General features: G+C 55.8%; 16 protein-coding genes. 13 read left to right on the forward strand and 3 right to left on the reverse strand.

Going from position 1 to position 21,673, the window contains the following annotated elements; translation table 11 throughout:
- Window positions 1–367 precede the first annotated feature (367 nt).
- The 8 genes from AC5EFR_RS18940 to AC5EFR_RS18975 all read left to right on the forward strand — a co-directional run bounded on the left by AC5EFR_RS18940 (window position 368) and on the right by AC5EFR_RS18975 (window position 10,904).
- On the forward strand, window positions 368–1,399 hold the full coding sequence (locus AC5EFR_RS18940) for a LacI family DNA-binding transcriptional regulator (protein WP_493577300.1): 1,032 nt from the start codon (window positions 368–370) through the stop codon (window positions 1,397–1,399).
- A 114-nt stretch (window positions 1,400–1,513) separates the two neighbouring features.
- Window positions 1,514–2,815 carry an ABC transporter substrate-binding protein gene (locus AC5EFR_RS18945; protein WP_493577301.1) on the forward strand — a complete coding sequence of 434 codons (1,302 nt, stop codon included), beginning with the start codon at window positions 1,514–1,516 and terminating at the stop codon, window positions 2,813–2,815.
- 115 nt (window positions 2,816–2,930) lie between these two features.
- Window positions 2,931–3,797 (forward strand): carbohydrate ABC transporter permease, encoded by an 867-nt coding sequence (locus AC5EFR_RS18950; protein WP_493577302.1) that lies wholly within the window; start codon window positions 2,931–2,933, stop codon window positions 3,795–3,797.
- 9 nt (window positions 3,798–3,806) lie between these two features.
- Window positions 3,807–4,637: a carbohydrate ABC transporter permease gene (locus AC5EFR_RS18955; RefSeq protein ID WP_493577303.1), complete on the forward strand. Its 831-nt coding sequence runs from the start codon at window positions 3,807–3,809 to the stop codon at window positions 4,635–4,637.
- A gap of 10 nt (window positions 4,638–4,647) precedes the next feature.
- A complete protein-coding gene (locus tag AC5EFR_RS18960) occupies window positions 4,648–5,652 on the forward strand; it encodes an ABC transporter ATP-binding protein (protein ID WP_493577304.1) in 1,005 nt (334 codons plus the stop codon).
- The gene (locus AC5EFR_RS18965; protein WP_493577305.1) at window positions 5,649–6,416 is read left to right on the forward strand and encodes an L-iditol 2-dehydrogenase; all 768 of its coding nucleotides are present in this window, start codon (window positions 5,649–5,651) and stop codon (window positions 6,414–6,416) included. The genes AC5EFR_RS18960 and AC5EFR_RS18965 overlap by 4 nt, the downstream gene beginning before the upstream one ends.
- Window positions 6,416–7,906 (forward strand): mannitol dehydrogenase family protein, encoded by a 1,491-nt coding sequence (locus tag AC5EFR_RS18970; protein ID WP_493577306.1) that lies wholly within the window; start codon window positions 6,416–6,418, stop codon window positions 7,904–7,906. Before AC5EFR_RS18965 ends, AC5EFR_RS18970 begins: the two co-directional genes overlap by 1 nt.
- A gap of 133 nt (window positions 7,907–8,039) precedes the next feature.
- Window positions 8,040–10,904, forward strand: a complete 2,865-nt coding sequence (locus tag AC5EFR_RS18975) for a PAS domain-containing protein (protein WP_493577307.1) — start codon at window positions 8,040–8,042, stop codon at window positions 10,902–10,904.
- 21 nt (window positions 10,905–10,925) lie between these two features.
- Here the strand turns inward: AC5EFR_RS18975 and pdxR are convergent, their stop codons facing one another.
- Together pdxR and AC5EFR_RS18985 are read right to left on the reverse strand one after the other, a co-directional pair.
- Window positions 10,926–12,317 (reverse strand): MocR-like pyridoxine biosynthesis transcription factor PdxR, encoded by a 1,392-nt coding sequence (gene pdxR / locus AC5EFR_RS18980; RefSeq protein WP_493577308.1) that lies wholly within the window; start codon window positions 12,315–12,317, stop codon window positions 10,926–10,928.
- 58 nt (window positions 12,318–12,375) lie between these two features.
- Window positions 12,376–14,427 (reverse strand): molybdopterin-dependent oxidoreductase, encoded by a 2,052-nt coding sequence (locus tag AC5EFR_RS18985; RefSeq protein WP_493577309.1) that lies wholly within the window; start codon window positions 14,425–14,427, stop codon window positions 12,376–12,378.
- A gap of 157 nt (window positions 14,428–14,584) precedes the next feature.
- Between AC5EFR_RS18985 and AC5EFR_RS18990 the strand changes: the two genes are divergently transcribed.
- Complete coding sequence (locus AC5EFR_RS18990) at window positions 14,585–16,021, forward strand: DUF6880 family protein (RefSeq protein WP_493577310.1); 1,437 nt, start codon at window positions 14,585–14,587, stop codon at window positions 16,019–16,021.
- On the opposite strand, the gene AC5EFR_RS18995 is transcribed toward AC5EFR_RS18990, so the two are convergent.
- Window positions 16,018–16,929 (reverse strand): LysR family transcriptional regulator, encoded by a 912-nt coding sequence (locus tag AC5EFR_RS18995; protein ID WP_493577311.1) that lies wholly within the window; start codon window positions 16,927–16,929, stop codon window positions 16,018–16,020. The genes AC5EFR_RS18990 and AC5EFR_RS18995 overlap by 4 nt on opposite strands.
- A 79-nt stretch (window positions 16,930–17,008) precedes the next feature.
- On the opposite strand from AC5EFR_RS18995, the gene AC5EFR_RS19000 reads away from it, so the two are divergent.
- The 4 genes from AC5EFR_RS19000 to AC5EFR_RS19015 all read left to right on the forward strand — a co-directional run.
- Window positions 17,009–18,106 (forward strand): dipeptidase, encoded by a 1,098-nt coding sequence (locus AC5EFR_RS19000; RefSeq protein WP_493577312.1) that lies wholly within the window; start codon window positions 17,009–17,011, stop codon window positions 18,104–18,106.
- A gap of 39 nt (window positions 18,107–18,145) precedes the next feature.
- Window positions 18,146–19,741 (forward strand): ABC transporter substrate-binding protein, encoded by a 1,596-nt coding sequence (locus AC5EFR_RS19005; protein WP_493577313.1) that lies wholly within the window; start codon window positions 18,146–18,148, stop codon window positions 19,739–19,741.
- Window positions 19,742–20,800, forward strand: coding sequence for an ABC transporter permease (locus AC5EFR_RS19010; protein ID WP_493577314.1), 1,059 nt, complete (start codon window positions 19,742–19,744; stop codon window positions 20,798–20,800).
- Window positions 20,801–20,810: 10 nt separating this feature from the next.
- On the forward strand, window positions 20,811–21,673 hold an 863-nt coding region (locus AC5EFR_RS19015; RefSeq protein WP_493577315.1), incomplete at its 3' end, for an ABC transporter permease.

A 21,673-nucleotide genomic window follows, 5' to 3' on the forward strand; every position in this document is an offset into this window, starting at 1 on the left:
AGTTGGCCGCACCCCATCAATCCACGCTTGCCCTCAATTGCGCTGATCTTTGCACCTTCAATCATGCGGCCTGTGCTCACCAGGTTCGATGGTCGAATGTCATTTGGACTTCCTGACGGCAGCGAACCTTATCCCTCTATCTCACTGTGGGTCAAAATAGTGTCTCTGGCCACCTTTCCCGTGGTCAGAGTTTGGCGCAAAAATTGGGCTCTTTGGTCCCGTCCGAGGCTGCGTTGAAACTAGTTGAATCCATCGAGGCCCAAACCGACGTCCATTTGTAGCTGAGACGGCTCCGCACTCTGGAAAATTTGGCGCGCGTCAACTAACATGAGGCAACGTGTCACCCAAATGGCGGAGGAAGCGACGAATGAGCGAAGCAAAAATCAAAAATATGGAAGATTTTGCTTCGGTGAGTGGTATTTCACGGCCAACGCTCTCCAAATACTTCAATGACCCGGACAGTGTCCGCAAATCGACACGTCTAAAAATTGAAGCGGCGCTACAGCTGCATGACTACCGCCCCAACATGTACGCGATGAACCAAAACCGGCGGTTGACCAAAAATATTGGGATCATTGTGCCCTATCTCGCTGACCCGTTTTTCGCCGAAATTGCCCGCAATATCGAAGCCCATGTGATCGACGCCGGGTTTCGACCGGTTTTGCTTGGCTCGCATGGCGATCCTCGGCAAGAGGTGGGCAATCTGGACAATCTGCGCGCCATCAAACCCGCAGGCGTTTTGATGGCTCCTCTTGGGCGGGCATCTAACCGTGAGGCGATTGCGCAGTTTTGCGATGACGTGCCAACAGTTCTCTTCGACAATCAGCTTGACGACATCGGAGCCGGATTTATTGGCCACAACAATGCCCAGGCCACCGAAATGATGTGCAAATACTTGTGCCGCACCGGCCAGGCCCCGGCGTTTTTTGAGATGAAGACGCCGTCAAACCCAAACGCCTACCGCCGTCGCAAGACGTATTGCGATGTGATGGAAGCCCTCGGCCATCAACCCATGTTGATCCAAGTGGAGGGTGAAGGTTGGGACTTTGAAGAAATCGGGTTCCGTGAGGGAACGCGGGTGATTTCCGACCGCGCTTTGCCGTCTGATACGGTTTTATGCAGTAATGACCGTCTTGCCATCGGGTTTCTGTCGGCGGCCTACGGATTGGGGATGCGGGTTGGCATCGGCGCCGGTTGTGCCCTTCGCGTTGCGGGTCACGATGACCACCCGTTTTCGCGCTACACCTGCCCGACGCTGACCACTGTGGCCCAAGATTACGCCGCCATTGCCCAGAAATCAGCAGAGACACTTTTCGCCTGCATCGAATCAAACTCCAAGGGAAAAGACCGCGAAAGCACGTTGTTTGACGGACGACTGGTTATGAGAGGGTCGGCTTAACTATTGTTTTAAAATGCAATTTTTTCTTTTCTTTACGCGCGTCAATTTTTAATTGACGTCGCGATATATTTTCTCGTAGCGTTGGGGAGTAACATCCAAAAGGGAGGATTTCGGATGTCTTTGAAATACGCATTTGGGGCGGCAACAGCGCTATCGCTTATCGCGACAAGCGGCGCATTCGCCGAGACCATTACAATTGCTACCGTGAACAACGGTGACATGATCCGCATGCAAGGAATGACCGCCGATTTCACCGCCAAAACAGGCCATGAGGTTGAGTGGGTCACACTGGAGGAAAACGTTCTTCGCCAGCGGGTTACCACCGATATTTCCGCCAAGGGCGGTCAGTTCGACATCATGACAATCGGCATGTACGAAACCCCGATCTGGGCGAAAAACGGCTGGCTTGTTGGGCTTGACGACCTGCCTGCGGACTATGACATCGACGATATTCTGCCAGCCATGCGCGGCGGCCTATCGCACGAAGGCACCATGTATGCCGCGCCATTCTATGGCGAAAGCTCGATGATCATGTATCGCAGCGACCTGATGGAAAAAGCCGGGCTGGACATGCCTGACGCGCCGACGTGGGATTTTGTCGCTGATGCTGCGCGCAAAATGACCGACAAAGACGCCGAAATCTATGGCATCTGCCTGCGCGGCAAGGCCGGTTGGGGCGAGAACATGGCCTTCCTGACCGCAACCTCCAACGCCTTTGGCGCACGTTGGTTTGACGAAAACTGGAAACCACAGTTTGACAGTGACGCTTGGTCGAACACTCTCAACTTCTACATCGAGTTGATGAATGACGCGGGCCCTCCCGGTGCATCGAACAACGGGTTCAACGAAAACCTGTCGCTGTTCCAACAGGGCAAATGCGGCATGTGGATCGACGCCACCGTTGCGGCATCCTTCGTGACAAATCCCAACGACTCCACCGTGGCCGACAAGGTGAGCTTTGCCCTTGCCCCCGACACCGGTCTTGGCAAGCGCGGCAACTGGCTCTGGGCATGGGCGCTTGCAATCCCGGCTGGCACTCAGAAAGAAGGCCCCGCGAAAGAGTTCATTCAGTGGGCCACATCCAAGGACTACATCGAACTCGTTGCTGAAAAAGAAGGTTGGGCAAACGTTCCTCCGGGCGCTCGTGTCTCGCTCTATGAGAACGAGAACTACAAGGACATCCCCTTCGCCAAAATGACCCTCGACAGCATCCTGTCAGCAGATCCAAACAACCCAACCGTTGATCCGGTTCCATATGTTGGTGTGCAATTCGCCGCCATCCCGGAATTTGCCGGTATCGCAAGCCAGGTTGGACAGGAATTCTCTGCCGCACTGGCCGGTCAACAGACCGCCGCTGAAGCTCTGGCCAAGGCACAAGCCTTGACCTCGGAAGAGATGGAAGCCGCAGGCTACTAATCCTTCCTCCCCGTCAGAGGGGCGAACACCTCGCTTCCCCCTCTGGCACTCTTTCCCAATTCCCGCCACCATCCCCCTGACGGCCTCCGCGCCGCCAGCATAGGAGAGGTTTGACATGGCTACCCAGCAATCAAGATCCGCAGCCCGGCTAATGATGGCCCCCGCTGTTATCCTGCTTTTGGGATGGATGCTTATTCCACTGACGATGACACTTTGGTTTTCGTTCAAAAAATATCTACCGCTGCGCGGCGGCGATCTTGGTTGGGTCGGTTTTGACAACTACGCCCGCTTCGTTTCTTCCAGTTCGTTTTGGCCTAGCATCCAGGTCACGCTCCTTTTGGTTGGCGGCGTTCTGGCGATCACAGTTGTCTTTGGCGTGCTCCTGGCCGTCTTGCTAAGCCAGCCCATGTGGGGCCAGGGTATCGTGCGTATTCTCGTCATCGCACCGTTTTTCGTCATGCCCACCGTATCGGCGCTGGTCTGGAAGAATATGTTCATGGACCCGGTGAACGGGCTCTTTGCCCATCTTTGGAAATTCTTTGGCGCAGAACCCATATCATGGCTTAGCCAAGCCTCGCTGCAATCCATTACAATGATCGTGTCCTGGCAATGGCTGCCCTTTGCGACGCTGATTTTGCTCACCGCCATTCAATCACTGGATCGCGAACAGCTTGAAGCCGCCGAAATGGATGGGGCACCGCCGCTCAAACGCTTTGGGTACATCACCCTGCCCCACCTTGGCCGCGCCATCACTGTTGTTGTGTTGATCCAAACCATCTTCCTGCTTGGCATCTTTGCGGAAATCTTTGTCACCACCCAAGGCAGCTTTGGCACCAAAACCCTGACTTACCTGATCTATCAACGCGTTCTCGAAAGCCAAAACGTCGGCCTCGGTTCCGCAGGCGGTGTTTACGCCATCATCCTCGCCAATATCGTCGCCATCTTCTTGATGCGCATCGTTGGCAAGAACCTGGACGCGTAAGGAAAAACCATGGCCCGCTCAGTTACACCACAACGCAAACTTATCAATTCTGTCGCCGCTTGGTCGGTTGGTCTGTTGATCTTCTTTCCGATCCTCTGGACCATCCTGACCAGTTTCAAAACCGAAGCCACCGCAATCGCCGACCCGCCTGTATTCCTTGCCTTCGACTGGACGCTGGAAAACTATGCCGCGGTGATGGAACGCTCTAACTACATGCGTTTCTTGTGGAATTCGATCATCATCGCCGGGGGCTCGACTGTTCTTGGCATCATCATCGCGGTGCCTGCCGCCTGGTCCATGGCCTTTGTGCCTTCCAAGCGGACCAAAGACATTCTGATGTGGATGCTCTCGACCAAGATGTTGCCCGCGGTTGGCGTTCTTTACCCGATCTACCTGATCTTCATCAAACTGGGGATTTTGGATAGCCGCGCCGGTCTGATCATGGTGCTGATGCTTATGAACCTGCCGATCATCGTCTGGATGCTCTACACCTACTTCAAGGAAATTCCCGGCGAAATCCTCGAAGCGGCGCGAATGGACGGGGCCACGCTCAAGGAAGAGATCATTCATGTGCTCACCCCGATGGCCATTCCCGGCATCGCTTCAACCCTGCTCCTGAACTTCATCCTTGCTTGGAACGAAGCCTTCTGGACCCTCAATCTGACCGCGGCCAAGGCCGCCCCCCTCACCGCCTTTATCGCCAGCTATTCAAGCCCGGAAGGCCTGTTTTTTGCCAAGCTGAGCGCGGCATCCACCATGGCCATTGGCCCGATCCTTGTTTTGGGCTGGTTCAGCCAAAAGCAACTGGTATCCGGCTTGACCTTCGGCGCAGTGAAATAAGGAAAGACCAATGGGACGTATCGTACTGGACCAAGTCCGCAAATGCTTTGGTGACACAGAAGTCATCCCCCCTCTGGACCTCACCATCGAAGACGGCGAATTCACCGTGTTTGTTGGGCCTTCGGGGTGCGGAAAATCCACCCTGCTCCGCCTGATTGCCGGGCTCGAAGACACCACCGATGGCCATATTCGCATTGACGATCAGGATGCGACCCATGTGCCCCCCGCCAAACGTGGATTGGCGATGGTGTTCCAATCCTACGCGCTTTATCCGCATATGTCGGTGCGCAAGAACATCGCTTTTCCGATGAAAATGGCCGGTGTCCCCGAGGATGAGCAAAAGCGCCGGATCGACGGTGCCGCCGCCGCCCTCAACCTCACCGACTACCTTGATCGCCGCCCCGGTCAGCTTTCGGGCGGTCAGCGTCAGCGTGTTGCCATTGGCCGTGCCATTGTTCGCGAACCCTCGGCTTTCTTGTTTGACGAACCTTTGTCAAACCTCGATGCCGCCCTGCGTGTCGGCATGCGTCTGGAAATCTCCGAGCTGCACAAGCGCCTTGCCACCACGATGATCTACGTGACCCATGATCAGGTCGAAGCCATGACCATGGCCGACAAAATCGTTGTGTTACAAGCCGGTGTTATCGAACAGGTCGGCAGCCCGCTTGAGCTTTACCGCGCGCCGCGCAACACCTTTGTCGCCGGGTTTATCGGCTCGCCGAAAATGAACCTGCTCCAGGGGCCCGAGGCCGCCAAACATGATGCCCACACAATTGGCACCCGCCCCGAGCATATCAGCATTTCTGAGACCGAAGGCACTTGGGCCGGAACAGTCGGCGTCTCTGAACATCTTGGCTCTGACACGTTCTTTCATGTCAAATGCGATGCCTTCCCCGATCCGTTGACCGTGCGCGCCGGTGGGGAGTTGTCGCTGTCCTATGGGTCCAAGGTTTTCCTCACCCCTGATCCGGCGCATCTGCACCGCTTTGGTGCTGACGGGTTGCGCCTCGCATGACCCGGTTGGCTGGAAAAACCGCGTTGATCACCGGTGCCGCACGCGGCATCGGCCGGGCGTTTGCAGAGCGCTACATCGCCGAGGGCGCGCGCGTGGCCATTGCCGATATCGACATGGCGGCCGCTAAAAAGACCGCTGATGAAATTGGTGCCGTCGCTATTCATATGGACGTGTCCGACCAAACCAGCATCGACACCGCTGTCGCCCAAGCCGTTGAAACGCTTGGTCATATCGACATTCTGATCAACAACGCCGCCATTTTCACCGCCGCCCCGATTGCGGAAATCACCCGCGCCGATTACTCCCGCGCCTTTGACATCAATGTCGCGGGCACGCTTTTCACGCTTCAGGCGGTGGCCAAGCATATGATCGCGCGGGGCAAGGGCGGGCATATCATCAACATGGCTAGCCAAGCGGGTCGGCGCGGCGAACCTCTGGTCGCGGTCTATTGCGCCACCAAGGCCGCAATCATCAGCCTGACCCAATCGGCAGGCCTCAATCTGATCACCCACGGCATCAAGGTCAACGCCATCGCGCCGGGTGTTGTGGATGGCGAACACTGGGACGGAGTCGATGCTTTTTTTGCCAAATACGAAGGCAAAGCCCCCGGCCAAAAGAAACGCGAAGTGGCCCAATCCGTCCCCTATGGCCGCATGGGCCACGCCGCTGACCTAACCGGAATGGCGGTGTTCCTTGCCAGCGATGACGCCGACTACATCGTTGCGCAAACCTACAATGTCGATGGCGGGCAATGGATGAGCTGATGGACGATTTTTTGCAGGAGGTGACAGCCATGAAACTCTCGAACGAGACCTTGCACATGTTGCCAGGCAGCATCGCCGTACCAAACTATGACCGCGCGTCACTAACCCCCGGTATCATCCATATCGGGCTGGGCAACTTTCATCGCGCCCATCAGGCGTGGTATCTCCATCGGTTGATGCAACAAGGCTTGGCCCATGATTGGGCCATTATCGGCGCTGGCGTGCGCCCCTATGACCAAGCCATGCGCGACCGGCTTTTGGCGCAGGATTGCCTATCGACCCTGATCGAACTAGACCCATCCGGCATGTCCGCCGAGGTCACTGGGGCGATGATTGACTATTTGCCGATCGAAGACGGCAACCGCGCATTGATTGCTGCCATGAGCGATCCGCGTATTCGCATCGTATCGCTAACAATCACTGAGGGCGGGTACTACTCGGATCCAAGCAAGGGTTTTGACGAAAGCCATCCCGATATTCAGCATGACATTTCGCACCCAGACCACCCTAAAAGTGTGTTTGGCGCTATCGTTGCGGCCTTGGCCGCCCGTCGCGCAGCCGGGATCGGCCCCTTTACCGTCCAAAGCTGTGACAATCTTCAGGGCAATGGCAAGATAACCCGCAGGGCCGTGCTTTCGGTTGCGCGTCTTATTGATCCTGACTTGGCTCTTTGGATCAACACCTTTGGGGCCTTTCCGGATTCGATGGTGGATTGCATTGTGCCCGCCACTGGTCCGCAAGAATTGCAGCTTGTCCAAACAATCGGCATTGATGACGCCGCACCGGTGTCACATGAGAACTTCCGCCAATGGGTCATCGAGGATGATTTTTGCGCCGGCCGTCCAGATTGGGGCAAGGTTGGCGCGACGCTAACTCCCGATGTCCACGACTACGAGTCGATGAAAATCCGCATCCTGAATGCTGGGCACCAAGTTTTGGCCAATGCGGGTGAGTTGCTTTCGGTTGGCACCATTGCTGGCTGCATGGCGCACCCCGACATCTCTGCCTTGTTCGGCAAGGTGCAAACCCAAGAGATTGCCCCCTATGTCAAGCCAGTCCCCGAGATGGACCCAACCGCCTATGTTTCTCTGATCGAGTCACGTTTTGCCAACCCCGAGATCCATGATACCAGCCGACGAGTGGCCTTTGACGGTTCTTCCCGACATCCGGGGTTTGTCCTGCCGATTTTGCGCGATGCCCTTGACGCCAATGGCCCGATTGATGGCTTGTCTTTGGTCGAAGCGTTGTGGGCCCGCATGTGTGCCGGAACCCGCGAAGACGGAACGCAGATTGAGGCAAATGACCCCCAGTGGGACAGCCTTGAACGCACCGCGCGCGCCGCACAATCAGATCCCGAGGCATGGTTGCAACAGCATCATATCTATGGCGATCTGGCCACCAATTCGATCTTTGTGGACCGGTTTTCCCACTGGCTCAACCTGATTTGGTCTCAAGGCAGCGTCGCAGCAATTCGCAAATACTGCGGCTAGACAGGCTCTTTGGTTACCACCCAACAAAAAGTCGCATTCAAATATCTTTACGTGAGTAATTATTGCAGTTGATACACATGCGTAACTTCAATTCTTCTTGGTTAAACAACCAAGTTGGTCAATGCTGTAACTCATGACGCAGGCCAACGACTCCTCTTCTTCTCTTGATACCGCGCTGTATGATCTATTGGTGCAACGCCCCTTTGCGGGCTTGCATTTGCCGGAACAGATGGCGTGTTTTTCTCAGGCAATCAACGACGCGTCCCTCGCACACCGGACTTCGATTTGGACCTTGAGCACGGACTTGCGGCACCTAAAGCAGGTGGCGGTCGCCCCCAACGTCCCAAAGAGCGAAGCCAAAACCCTGATGGTTGATGCATCTGTTCTAGCCGCTCTCAAGGCATCCGTCATCACGACTTCTCGAATGGAGAGTGACCGCACAGATGCGTTGATATCCCTCGGGGCTCAACTTGGTAATGAGAAAACCGAAGCCCTTACTATGTGCCCATTGACGCAAAACGGCGACATCTATGGGGCCTTATTGCTCGAATATCCAACGAGCGCCAAGGATGACCTTGCCGGACAACGAGCCCCCAAAGAAATGCGCTTTGCAGAAGCCGTGGCCGGATTGATTTCCCTCTCAATGGCTCAGGCGCAGTTTGTCGACACCGACAGCACCGTCGCAGACTACAAAAAACGCCTCAGCCTGTTCAGTCAAATGGCGGTGGACCGTCTTTGGGAAACCGACGAAGATTTTGTTGTGACATCGGTGATCAGTGGACCAACAACCGTCGCGCCCGAAGGGGCCCATTTGATAGGGTTACGTCCTTGGGAAGTTTCATCCCGGCAACCCTTGAATGGTGATTGGGAAACGGTCATTGCCGCCATGAAAAACCATGAGATCATCAAGGACCTTGCCCTTATTGATCACAACCCAGACGGCAGCAAAAGCTATCGCGAGGCGAATGGGGAACCGCAATTCGACGCAACCGGCAAGTTTACCGGCTATATTGGTGTGACCCGTGATATCACCGACCGGGTCGAGCAAGAGGCGGAACTCAACGCAATTGCCCAACGCTATCGGAATGCCTCTAAATTGGCGAATCTGGGGCATTGGATCTGGGACCGCGACGAAAATCGTTGTTCCTATTGCTCGCCGGAAATGGCTAAAATCTTTGGCGTTTCGGTTGACGACTATTTGGAACGCACAGATTCCTTTGCTCATGATCAGCTGTGGTACCATCCAGAGGACCGGGACCGGTATCGCGACCTCGTCGAAGCCGCTTGTGAAACCGGCACGGGCTGGACGATTACGGTGCGTATTGTCCGGGACGATGGGTCGATCCGCCATCTCAAACAATGGACGGAACCTGGATACGACGATGCCGGGCGGGTCAATTCGACCCTTGGGGTGCTTTTGGACATCACCGATCAAGTCGAGCTGAGTGAAGACCTGAAAGACAGTCGTGCCAAACTCTCAAATCTCGTCGATAACCTTCCCGGTGCCTTGTTTCGGATTCGCCTCGATGAGAATTGGTCAGCGGTTTATCGCAGCAAGGGGTACTATCGTCAGTTTGTTGAACCATTTCGGCAAATTGATGACTGGGACAGGTTTGGAAGCGAAAGCCTGTTTCAAGTAGATGTTTCAGACAAACAATACCTGCGGCAGGTGATTGACGACGCAGTGGCCCAAAACATTCCTTACGAGATCGAATATGGGGTTACCACGTTGGATGGTGATCAACGCTGGGTCTGGGAACGCGGGCGTCCGGTAAAGGCGGACAATGGCGACATCGAACTCGAAGGGATCATGATTGACGCAACTGAAAAACACTTGGCCGAAGACGCGCTTGTTAAATCTCAACGTGGCGAAGCCATTGGGCAGCTAACCGGTGGTGTTGCGCATGATTTTAACAACCTTCTGGCGGTCATACTTGGCAACCTTGAGCTGGCCCGCGATGAGATAACGGACCCAGATTTGCTCAAGATGCTGGATGCCAGCATCAACGCCACAACCCGTGGGGCGGATCTCACACGCAACATGTTGGCTTTTGCGCGCAAGGCCAAACTGGAACCGGCCGAGCTTCATCTAAATGACCTGATCTTAAACACTCAAAACTGGATCATGCGCACCCTGCCCTCTCATATCGAGGTAAACACGCATCTGGCCGACGATCTTTGGACCATTCGCGCCGATCCAAGCTCAACCGAAAGCGCTTTGCTCAACCTGATTATCAACGCCCGCGACGCGATGCACGACGGCGGCAAGCTGACAATCGAAACCGCCAATTTGGTCATTGATACAGAAACGATTCAAAGCAAGTTTGAGGATATCGATCCGGGCGAATACGTTATGATGGCGGTAAGTGACACCGGGCATGGAATTGCCAAAGACACGTTGAAACAAGTGTTTGAGCCCTTTTTCACCACCAAGCCGCCCGGTGACGGCTCTGGGCTTGGTTTGTCGATGATTGATGGTTTCATTCGCCAATCCGGCGGCACGGTGCGTGTCTATAGCGAAGAACGGGTCGGCACGACTTTCAAGCTATTCTTCAATGCGATGGCCCCCGCTGATATCGCCCCCGACCCTCTGGTTGCGGATGCCCGCCTAGGTGCGCCTCCACAAGGCGGTCGCATTTTGGTGGCCGAAGATGAAAGCGGCGTTTTGGCAATTCTTGTCTCTGTTTTGCGCAAAGCAGGCTATGACGTTGTTGCCGCGACCTCGGGCGACGCCGCCTTGGAGGTTTTCGAAAAGGATCACGACTTTGATCTTCTGGTCACGGATGTTGTCATGCCCGGTCGCTTGCTTGGCCCCGGATTGGTCCGTGAACTGCGCGCTATTCGACCGGACCTTCCGGCGATTTTTCTAACTGGGTATGCCGCCGAGGCCACAGTACATGGCAATGGTCTACGTCAAGAAGACATCCGACTGATGAAACCGATCCGCCGAGCGGAATTGTTGGCGACCATTGCCGAGGTTTTGAGAACACCGGCCTAGATCGACACGGTTTTAACCCGGTCAGAAACAGAGCTTCAGCCGGTCCAGCGCCGCGCTCATATCTTCAATCTGGTAACCGCAAAAGCCAAGGATCAAGCCGTTTTCCCCTCTCGGAACAAAGGCACAGCCTGAAAGCGCTTCAATATCCAGCCCCAGTGAGTGCGCGTGTTCCACAATTTTTGTGTCACGCAGATCAGACTTCAGATGAAAGACCACCTGCATCCCTGCCTGATGGTCTTCAAACGTACCAAATTGACCGAAATCCTCCACCAATCTGTCGAGCAAATAGCGACGTCGTTCCCCATAAACCCGACGCACCCGACGCAAATGTCGGTAAAATTCGCCGGACTCCATGAACTCTGCCAAGGCCTGTTGCGGCATATAGCTTGCCCGCAAACCTGTTTGTCGGATGGCGGCGCGAAATTGGTCCATCAACCCCTGCGGCGCTACGATATAGCCCAGCCGCAGGGCGTTTGAGAAAATCTTGGAAAAACTGCCAATATAGACCGTGCGATTGAGTTGATCAAAGCCGGCCATGGCGGGAATGGGACGCCCGGAATAACGAAATTCGCTGTCGTAATCATCTTCGATGATCCAACTGTTATTGACGTCCGCCCAGCGAATAAACTCCTGACGTCGGCTTGGCGTCATTGCCCCACCAAGCGGGTATTGTTGTGACGGCGTTAGCACCACAACCCGCGGATCCGGCGTGCTTTGGGGCAACCGCGCACCGCCTGCGTCAATAGCAAGCCAATGCGGCTTTAACCCCTGCGCCTTGGCGAAATGGTGGATCGGTTGGTAGCCCGGCGTTTCAATGCCGATGGTGTCGCCGTTTTGTGCCAACCCACGCAGGCAGATATCAAGCGCATCTGACGATCCAGCCGTCACAATCACCTGATGCCCCGAGGCCTGAAGTCCGCGCCATTCTGCAACATGCGCGGCGATGGCGCGACGCAGGTCAAAATTGCCAAACGGCCCGCCACCAATCAACATTGCTTCTGGGTTGGTGCGACAGACCCGCGCCACCGCCTTGGCCCATTGACGATGGGGAAACAGGCGCATATCGGGCTGACCGGATTCAAAGGGTATGGCCAGCCCCGAGACATCCGCCGGTTCGTCCTTTGGTTTCGTGCGAGAGTTTTCGAGTTCAACTTCCCCCATCGCACAAATGGTATAGCCCGACCCTTGGACACTTTGCAGATAGCCTTCGGCGACAAGCTGTTCATAGGCGGTGACCACGGTTGACCGAGACAACCCAAGTTCCGTCGCGAACACCCGTGTCGCGGGCAAGCGCTGACCCTGTCGCAATTCCCCGGCGACAATTGCCGCGCGCATCGCCGTACAAATCTGTTCAAAGATCGGCATCGGAGATGTGCGGTCAATCGAAAAGCCAAGCCAAGGCGTTTGGGTCATATTGGACTGCAGAAACTATTCATTCCAGAACGCTACAGCAGCGCCAATTGAACGACAATCACCCCACCGGTCGAACATCAACAAAGGTCTCGTTGTAACAGGCCCCGTCTTCGATATCCGTTCTGACATCCGAAGGGATCAACGCATTGACGGTAAACCCGGTGGAGGAGCTGGCCCGCCATGTGCCTTTGGGTGAATAGAGCACGCCGGGCCGTGTTGCGTCACTGATTTTCAGTAGCAAACGCACGTCACCACGCGTGTTCCAAACGGACACCTCTTGTCCATCTCTCAACCCACGTTCCAATGCATCGGCCGGGTTGATTTCAACAATCTCAGGTCCCAAAGACGCGGTGTCGCTGCCAAACGTTGCGTTGGTCCGCTTGTCCGAACTTGGCGTGATCAAAACAAACGGCAGGTCTTGGCCGATGGGCACATAGCGCGGCACGCCAAAACCGTTTTGGGCCTCATAGGCCGCGCTAAACAGCTCGATCTTGCCAGAGGGTGTCGCAGGTTTGACCGTGTCACACATGATCATCGGCACACCATCCTGTGCGGTCAATTCAATCGCGGCATCTAGGGCGATCTCACTGGGTTTACGGCCTTTCAATAGGGGGTGATCACCGTCAATCGCCTCATCGATCAATTGCCGGTCACTTGCCTGAAACTCGGGATCGGTATAGCCAAACCGCGCCGCAAGCCGACGGAAAATTTCGGTGTTGGGAAGGCTTTCACCAACACAGGGGATTACCGGTTCGGCCCGTTGCAAATAGTTCTGGCCATAGGCACCATAGATGTCATCAAACTCGAAATGGCTCGCGGCTGGCAGGATCACGTCACACAACGCCATGCTGTCGGTCATCACCACATCACAGCCGACCAGAAACAGATCATCACGCATCAAGCCCTTGATAAGATTAGCTTGATCTGGATGGGTTGCCACCGGATTGTGGTTGTAAATCATCGCAGCGGTGATCGGAGGATCAAGTTGATCATCTTGCAACGCCGCGCCAAGATCGACGATATTGAGCACCCGTGTACCGGGTTTTTGCAGGTGGTCGCCTTGCAAACGTGCCGTGGTTTTCGGCGTGGCAAGGCCAGATTTCGCCAGCACTCCGGCCCCAAGTCGCCCATGATGCCCCGTCAACCCAGGCAGGGCCATTGCGGCGCGTAGCCCTGAGCCACCGGATTTCCCCCGTTCGATCCCATTGCCAAGCGAACAGGCCATGTTTTTTGCGGCGATGATCATGTCGATCAAAGCATCAAATTGCGCCAACTCAATACCACAGGTGTCGCTCACTACCTCGGGCGTGTACTGACGCGCTTGGGCCATATAGGCGTCAAACCCCTCGACCCACGCCGCGATGAACTCTGAATCCAACGCCCCGCGCCGTTCCAATGCCGCCGCCAGCCCCATGGCCAAGACAACGTCAGTACCGGGGCGCAACATGACATGCATGTCGCATTGTTCAGCGATCTTGATCCGCTTGGGGTCAATGATCACCAACCGGCCACCTTTGGCGCGCATCTGCTTTAACAAAGGGGCCAAGTGCAAGTTGGACACTGTAACATTGTTGCCCCAAACCAGCACCAGATCGGACTGCAAAACCTGCATCGGAGGCATGCCCGGCGCGTTGCCAAACAGGCTCGAATAGGCCCCACCGCGCACACCACCGCAAAGCGGCCCGCGGTTGAGCATTGTTGCGCCCATCTGATAGAAAAACCGCCGATCCATAGACCCGCCTGCCAATTCCCCATGAGGCCCGGCGTAGTTAAACGGCAAAATGGTTTCCGGCCCATGGGCGGCGATGGCACGGGTGAACCCGTCATGCACCAGATCCAAGGCGTCATCCCAAGTGATCCGTTCATATTGGCCCGATCCGCGCGGCCCAACCCGACGCAGCGGATGGGTAAGCCGTGCTTTGCCATGGACAAAATCCGGGTAATAGCGGGCCACTTTGTTGCAAATAACGCCATCAGTGAACGGATTGGCCTTTGATCCTTTGACCTTGACCAACTGTCCATCCCGCACTTCGGCCATAAGGCTACAAGTGTCGGGGCAATCCAACGGGCAAACGCTAGGGTACAAGTGGGGCATGGAATCAAGGGTCATAACAGCAAATCTTTCGTATTGGTTTGTCCTTTTAGCCGTCAAGAAGGCAACCATTAAGCGCCAAAAATGTGAAATTTGACCAGTCCAATTTTGTGAAAGCCCTTGAACAAGCCGCATCCTGCTTGCACCTCTAAAATGGCGCTGTCACAGTCGTGACATGTCAAAGAAGACCCTAAATGCACAAAATCTCGCGGCACTCGGAGCCGACCGGCTGGCCGAGTTGTTGATTGATGTCAGTACCGGCAGCGCCGATATCAAACGTCGGTTGCGCTTGGAGTTGAGCCACAACCTTGGCCCCCAAGAACTCGGGCGTGATGTGCGCAAACGGTTGGTCACCCTCCGCCGATCCCAAAGCAATATTGGCTGGCGCAAGCGCAAAGCCTTTGTCAAAGACCTACAAACGCAGGCCGAGATGATCACAGCGCGTATCGCTCCGGATGACGCAGCGCTTGGTTTCGATCTGCTTTGGCAATTTCTGGAACTCGCCCCGGCGGTCTTTACTCGAACCGATGACAAAACCGGTGAAATCACCGAGATGTTCGACAACACCCGCGCCGCTTTGGGGCCGATTGCGGAACGGGCCTTGCTTGACCCCGAGGCTCTGGCTGATCGGATCTGGAACGCCGTTTCCGAGGATGGGTTTGGCACCTTTGACGGCATCATCGCAACGCTTGGTCCTGCGCTTGGGACCACTGGGTTTGGCCATCTCAAGGCCCATATTGATGCCTATGAAGCTGAGCCGCTGCAAGAACCCGACATGGATCACGAGGCCTTGGCGTTTCTACGAGCCTTGCGCAGTGAGTCCGGCAATTACCATGCTGAGAAAAAGGCCCGCCTTATTCGCAATCTGCGCCAAGACATCGCCGAAGCCGAGGGCGATACCGACGCGGTTATCGCACAATATGCCCCGACGGCCCTGCTCCATCCCGGAACAGCCGCTGAAATCGCCACCCTTTTGATGGCGCAAAATCGTATCGATGAGGCGTTGGAGTATCTGGACAACGCGCGCCCAGACGGGCCCGAAGACGGGCAGGCCGACTGGGACGCCGCCTATATCACCTGCCTTTTGGCGCGCGGCGACAAAGACGCCGTGCAGGCCCATCGCTGGCAGTGTTTTGAAACTCGGCTTGATGTTGAACATCTGCGCGCGCATCTGGCCGAACTTCCGGATTTTGACGATGTCGAGGCCGAAGATCGCGCCCGCCAATATGCGCAAGAGTTCCCCGAAATGGGCGCCGCACTTGCCTTTTTGACCGACTGGCCGGATCACCCCGGCCTCGCGACTCTCGTGTTGAATCGCCCGCATGACTTGCTCGGCCTATCCCCGTCCGCACGTACCCAAGCGGCCGAAGCTTTGCGCCTGCGCTTTCCCTTGGCGGCCGTTTTGGTGTGGCGAAGCCTAATTGTGGACATTCTCAACGATGCCAACCGCCTGCAATATGGGCAGGCAGCGGATCACCTTGCCGATTGTGCCGCGCTAGATGGTGAGATCGAGGATTATCTGGATCAGCCAGATCACACCGCGTTTTTGGCGGCGCTTCAGACCCATCATCGTCAGAAAACTCTGTTTTGGAAAAAGCTTGCCAACAGCTAACAACTAGGCGCTGGTAAAGGGTTCTTCAACGTGTGGAGCCGCAAGTGCCGCATGAAAGCCCGCGCGATGGCGGGGCTGCGATGGGCTTCGGGGGTTGCGAAATAGCTACGGTATTCAATAACCGGCGCAAAGGGCCGAAAGACCAGATCGTCAGAGCGGTACTGCATCACCGGGAACGGATTGATCACGGTAACGCCCAAGCCCTCTTTGGCCAAATCAACGGCAGCAAATGAGGTTGATGCCTCGGCCACGACATTGGGCGCGCTTCGGGCATTGGTGAACATCCGATCCAACTGCGCGCGCCGGGCGTGGCGGCGCGACAAGGCAATCATCGGCTGATCGTGAAGATCTTCGGGCGTGATCGTCTCTTTTTCTGCCAAACCATGCGTTTTGGGCATGGCGCAAACCGCATGAGACGTCCGATACGGCACCAGCTTCACACCCTGACGTGACAGTTCAACCCCGGTTAGACCCAAATCAAAACGCAGTTCCTGAATGCCCCTGATCACTTCATCGGATGATGCAACTTCGAGGCTAACAAAATAATGCGGGTTGGCCTTTAGAAACGCCGCGATGTGACGGACCAAAAACCGATGGGCGTAGGTTGGCGGTGCCACCAAGCGTAGGGTTTCTTGTTCCGGCGTCGGGGGGCCGTCGATCCGATCCAAGGCTTCGAACAATGGATCAAGCCGCCGGTTCAATTGCACGGCTTCGGATGTCGGCACCAATCGCCCGCCATCGCGTTCAAAGAGCATTTTGCCGGTGCGCGCCTCAAGACTGGCGATGGAGCGGCTGATGGCAGATTGTGACAGCCCCAACCGGACCGCCGCCTTGGACGTCGTGCCGCTTTCCATCAATGCGCGAAGTGCCTGATATTCGGGCAAACTATGCCAAGATCGCGTCGCCATTCACCCCTCCTGCGGAAATATCATGCCTCTATGATCTATTATCATATTAAAAGGTATCGCCTATGACATTTTCTTTCATATGCTTGGGGCCTGCGATATTGGGGATGTATCAATTTTGTCAGTTCCAACACGACCTTTGATTTTCGACGGCCATAACGATGTGCTTTTACAGCTTTTTCGGGCTGGAGGCGTTTCTGTGGGCGACCGCTTTGTTACCGGTCGCGATGGTGCAATCGACTCGCCTCGCGCGCAACTCGGCGGCTTTGGTGGCGGATTCTTTGCCGTCTACGTTCCCTCTCCGGTTGATCTCGATTTCAAGTTCGAGGAAATGGCCAAGCCGATTTATGACTTGCCCCTTCCCGACCCGATTGATTGGGAAGACGCCTTTCCCGTGGTCATGGCCCAGGCCGCTATTTTGTTCGATCTGGAACGACGTGGCGCGCTGACCATTTGCAAAACCGCCGCCCAAATTCGATCCACACTGGCCGACAACAAAATTGCCGCCATTTTTCATATCGAAGGGGCCGAGGCGATTGATGCCGATTTTCACACGCTGGATGTGCTGCATCAGGCCGGATTGCGTTCGCTCGGGCCGGTCTGGAGCCGGTCGACGATTTTCGGCCATGGGGTTCCGTTTCGTTATCCAAGTTCCCCAGATATCGGCCCCGGCCTAACCGATCACGGTTTGCGACTGGTCAAGAAGTGCGACGATCTCAATATCATGTTGGATCTGTCCCACCTGAACGAAGCCGGGTTTTGGGATGTCGCGCGTCATTCCACCAAACCACTCGTGGCCACCCATTCCAACGCCCACGCCATTTGCCCGCACTCGCGCAACCTTACCGACAAACAGCTCTCTGCGATTCGCGAAAGTGATGGTATGGTGGGGTTGAATTTCGCGGTGGCCTTTCTGCGCGCCGACGGGCGAATGATTTCCGATGTGCCACTGACGCAGATGATCAGACATCTGGACCATTTAATTGAACATCTGGGCGAAGACCGCGTTGGCTTTGGCTCAGACTACGACGGGGCCATTGTACCCGAGGAGCTGACCTCGGTTGCCGGGTTGCCCAAACTTCGACACGCGATGGAACAGCACGGCTATGACAACGCGCTCATAGCCAAACTGTGCCATGAAAACTGGCTGCGCGTGCTGGAAAAAACATGGGGGGCCTAACTCCCGATTGCCAGATTAACGATAGGAGAGGAAATAAAGATGAACGCCTTTAACAAACTGCTCAGCGGTGCCGCAATGGGCCTGGCGCTTAGCGTCACATCCATGGCGGCCTATGCCGAAACCCCCGCAAATATGCTGGTGATTGCCCACCGCATTGATGACGTCACCACCGTTGATCCGGCCGAAAGCTTTGAATTTGCCGGCTCCGACATCAGCCGCAACGTCTATAGTCGTCTGGTCAACCTTGACCCCAATGATCTGGCGGCGGGTTATCAGCCCGATCTCGCCGAAAGCTGGGACGTTTCCGAAGATGGCAAAACCATCACCTTCACCATGCGCGAAGGTGTCAAATTTCAGTCGGGCAACCCAGTGCGCGCCGAAGACGCGGCCTTTTCACTGCAACGTGCGGTGATCCTCAACAAGACCCCCGCCTTTATCCTGACCCAGTTCGGCTTTACCCCCGAAAACGCCGCTGAAACCATCAAGGCCGACGGCAACAAGCTCATCATCACAACTGACAAGAAATATGCCACGTCCTTTGTGTTGAACTGCCTCACCGCCACCATCGGCGGCATTGTCGACAAAGAGACCGTCATGGCCAATGAGGTCGATGGCGATATGGGCAACACTTGGTTGAAAACCAACTCGGCGGGTTCCGGCCCATATGTGTTGTCGAGCTGGAAACCAAACGAAGCGGTCACGCTCACATCAAACCCAGACTACTATGGCGGCGCGCCAGCGATGGAACGCGTCATTGTGCGTCACGTTCTTGAATCTGCGTCCCAGCGTTTGCTTTTGGAACGTGGTGACATCGACATTGCGCGGAACTTGAACCCAGAAGACATCGCCGGTGCCATGGGGGCCGAGGGTGTCAAAGTCGTGGATGAGCTCAAGGGCCGTCTGATGTATCTGGCGCTGAACCAGAAACATCCGGTTCTGTCCAAGCCCGAAGTTCGTCAGGCCTTTAAGTATCTGATCGATTACGAAGGCATGCGCGACAGCTTCCTCAAGGGTCAGTACACCATTCATCAAAACTTCCTGCCCGCCACCTACCTTGGTGCCTCGGACGAAACGCCGTTCACCTATGACATTGAAAAGGCCAAGGAACTTCTTGCGGCTGCCGGTGTCAAGGATCTGGAAATCGAAATCGGTGTTCGTGAAGCCCAAGAGCGCATGGAAATCGGTCAGTCCTTCCAAAACGCTGCGGCGCAGGCCGGGATCAAGGTCAACATCACCGTTGGCACCGCCAAGCAAATCCTAGCGCGCTACCGTGCCCGCGAACTTGACGTGTACCTCGGTGCATGGGGTCCGGACTATCCCGATCCACAGACCAACGCCGGCACATTTGCCTACAACCCGGACAACTCGGACGCGGCCAATGCCACCGGTTTGCTGGCATGGCGCACCGGGTGGGATCCTGAGGATCTGACCGACAAAGTTGCCGCCGCTGTGACCGAAGGTGACAAAGACATGCGCATCAAAATGTATCACGAAATTCAATCGGAATTCCGCGACAAATCCCCATTTGTTGTGATGTTCCAACAGATTGAACAGTCGGCGATGCGTGACAATGTCATGAACTTCTCAACCGGTCAGGCTGTGACCTCTGCCGCTTATTGGCAGGTCACCAAGTAAATGGCGCTGACCAACGATACAAACGGGGGGCACCTTCGGGTGCCTCTTCCGGCGTGGTTGAAAACCACTTTTCTCACGCTTGGCTCAATCGCGGTCACCCTGCTTGGGCTGCTTTTCATTACGTTTATCATCGGCCGCGTCATGCCGATCGACCCTGTGCTTGCCATTGTTGGCGAACGGGCGTCGCAAGAAACCTATGACGCCGTGTATCATCAGCTTGGGCTAGACAAGCCGCTTTTGGTGCAATTCCTCTATTATCTTTGGGACGTGCTGCATCTCGATTTCGGCACCTCGCTGCTCAATGCCCGCCCGGTGTCCGAAGACATCGCCCGCGTCTTTCCCGCCACGATGGAACTTGCCACGCTGGGCATTGTCATCGGCGTGGTTCTGGGCGTGCCACTTGGCGTTTTGGCTGCGGTGCGCAAAGGATCGTGGATCGACCAAATCGCCCGCGTCCTTGCCCTTGTTGGCTATTCCATGCCGATTTTCTGGCTCGGACTGATGGGGTTGCTGGTGTTTTACGGTATCTTGGGTTGGGTCGGTGGCCCCGGTCGAGTTGGCATCTTTTACGTGGATGTTGTGCCATCCGTCACCGGGATGATCCTCATCGACGCGGCGCTTGATGGCAATTGGGACGTGTTCAAAGACGCCTTTAGCCACATCATCCTGCCGGCCTCGCTGCTGGGTTATTACTCACTCGCCTATATTAGCCGCATGACCCGGTCGTTCATGCTCGAACAGCTCAGCGCCGAATACATCACCACCGCGCGTGTCAAAGGCATGTCGGAATGGAATGTCGTTTGGAAACACGCGTTTAAAAACATTCGGGTTCAGCTGATCACTGTCATTGCCTTATCTTATGCGGGCCTTCTCGAAGGGTCAGTTCTGACCGAGATCATCTTTAGCTGGCCGGGTATCGGAAGCTACATTACAACCGCTCTACTCAGCGCCGATATGAACGCCGTTTTGGGTGGCACCGTGGTTGTCGGGCTAATTTTCATCCTCCTCAATATATTCTCTGACCTTCTCTACAAGGTCTTTGATCCTCGTGCGAAATAAGGCCACTTCAATGTCTGAAACACAGTCTTTGCGCGCGTGGTTGCTCACCGATACGCCGACATCGCGCCGTCATGCCCGGCTCTCTGCGCTTTATCAGGGGTGGTTGTCTTTACGCTCCAATACCATGGCGATGGTCGGGCTTGGCATTCTGGTGATGTTGGTCTTCATCGCCGCCGCCGCGCCAATCATCGCCCCTCATGATCCCTTTGTTCAGGACCTCGGCAATCGCCTTGCGCCCTTGGGCACCGAAGGTCACATTTTTGGCACCGATAGCCTTGGCCGCGATATTCTTTCGCGGCTGATCTACGGTGCACGGATCACGCTCTATATCGTTGCTCTGGTGGCGCTGATCGCGCCGGTTGTTGGCCTTTTGGTCGGCACCGTGTCGGGGTATGTCGGCGGTTGGCCAGATCTTATCCTGATGCGCATCACCGATATCTTTCTGGCGTTTCCGCGCCTTGTTCTGGCGCTTGCCTTTGTTGCGGCGCTTGGGGCGGGGATTGAAAACGCAGTGCTGGCGATCTCACTCACCGCTTGGCCGCCCTATGCGCGCATGGCCCGCGCCGAAACGCTAACCATTCGAACCTCGGACTATATCAGCGCCATCAAACTTCAGGGCGCAGGACCGTTCCGCATTATCACCAAACACATCTGGCCGCTGTGTATTTCCTCGCTGATTGTGCGTGTGACGCTTGATATGGCTGGGATCATCCTTGCCGCTGCGGGCCTTGGCTTCCTCGGCCTTGGCGCTCAACCGCCTAGCCCGGAATGGGGCGCAATGATCTCCGAAGGACGCCGCTTTATCCTTGATCATTGGTGGGTGGCCACCGTGCCGGGATTGGCAATTTTCACCGTGTCGTTGGCCTTTAACCT

It is taken from the genome of Pelagimonas sp. (assembly GCF_058892305.1).

Coding starts and splice junctions, on each gene's coding strand:
- AC5EFR_RS19005 (WP_493577313.1), top strand. CDS start 18,146: ATGAACGCCTTTAACAAACTGCTCAGCGGTGCCGCAATGGGCCTGGCG.
- AC5EFR_RS18995 (WP_493577311.1), bottom strand. CDS start 16,929: ATGGCGACGCGATCTTGGCATAGTTTGCCCGAATATCAGGCACTTCGC.
- AC5EFR_RS18990 (WP_493577310.1), top strand. CDS start 14,585: ATGTCAAAGAAGACCCTAAATGCACAAAATCTCGCGGCACTCGGAGCC.
- AC5EFR_RS19010 (WP_493577314.1), top strand. CDS start 19,742: ATGGCGCTGACCAACGATACAAACGGGGGGCACCTTCGGGTGCCTCTT.
- AC5EFR_RS18950 (WP_493577302.1), top strand. CDS start 2,931: ATGGCTACCCAGCAATCAAGATCCGCAGCCCGGCTAATGATGGCCCCC.
- AC5EFR_RS19000 (WP_493577312.1), top strand. CDS start 17,009: ATGCTTGGGGCCTGCGATATTGGGGATGTATCAATTTTGTCAGTTCCA.
- pdxR (WP_493577308.1), bottom strand. CDS start 12,317: ATGACCCAAACGCCTTGGCTTGGCTTTTCGATTGACCGCACATCTCCG.
- AC5EFR_RS18975 (WP_493577307.1), top strand. CDS start 8,040: ATGACGCAGGCCAACGACTCCTCTTCTTCTCTTGATACCGCGCTGTAT.
- AC5EFR_RS18960 (WP_493577304.1), top strand. CDS start 4,648: ATGGGACGTATCGTACTGGACCAAGTCCGCAAATGCTTTGGTGACACA.
- AC5EFR_RS18970 (WP_493577306.1), top strand. CDS start 6,416: ATGGACGATTTTTTGCAGGAGGTGACAGCCATGAAACTCTCGAACGAG.
- AC5EFR_RS18955 (WP_493577303.1), top strand. CDS start 3,807: ATGGCCCGCTCAGTTACACCACAACGCAAACTTATCAATTCTGTCGCC.
- AC5EFR_RS18945 (WP_493577301.1), top strand. CDS start 1,514: ATGTCTTTGAAATACGCATTTGGGGCGGCAACAGCGCTATCGCTTATC.
- AC5EFR_RS18965 (WP_493577305.1), top strand. CDS start 5,649: ATGACCCGGTTGGCTGGAAAAACCGCGTTGATCACCGGTGCCGCACGC.
- AC5EFR_RS18940 (WP_493577300.1), top strand. CDS start 368: ATGAGCGAAGCAAAAATCAAAAATATGGAAGATTTTGCTTCGGTGAGT.
- AC5EFR_RS18985 (WP_493577309.1), bottom strand. CDS start 14,427: ATGACCCTTGATTCCATGCCCCACTTGTACCCTAGCGTTTGCCCGTTG.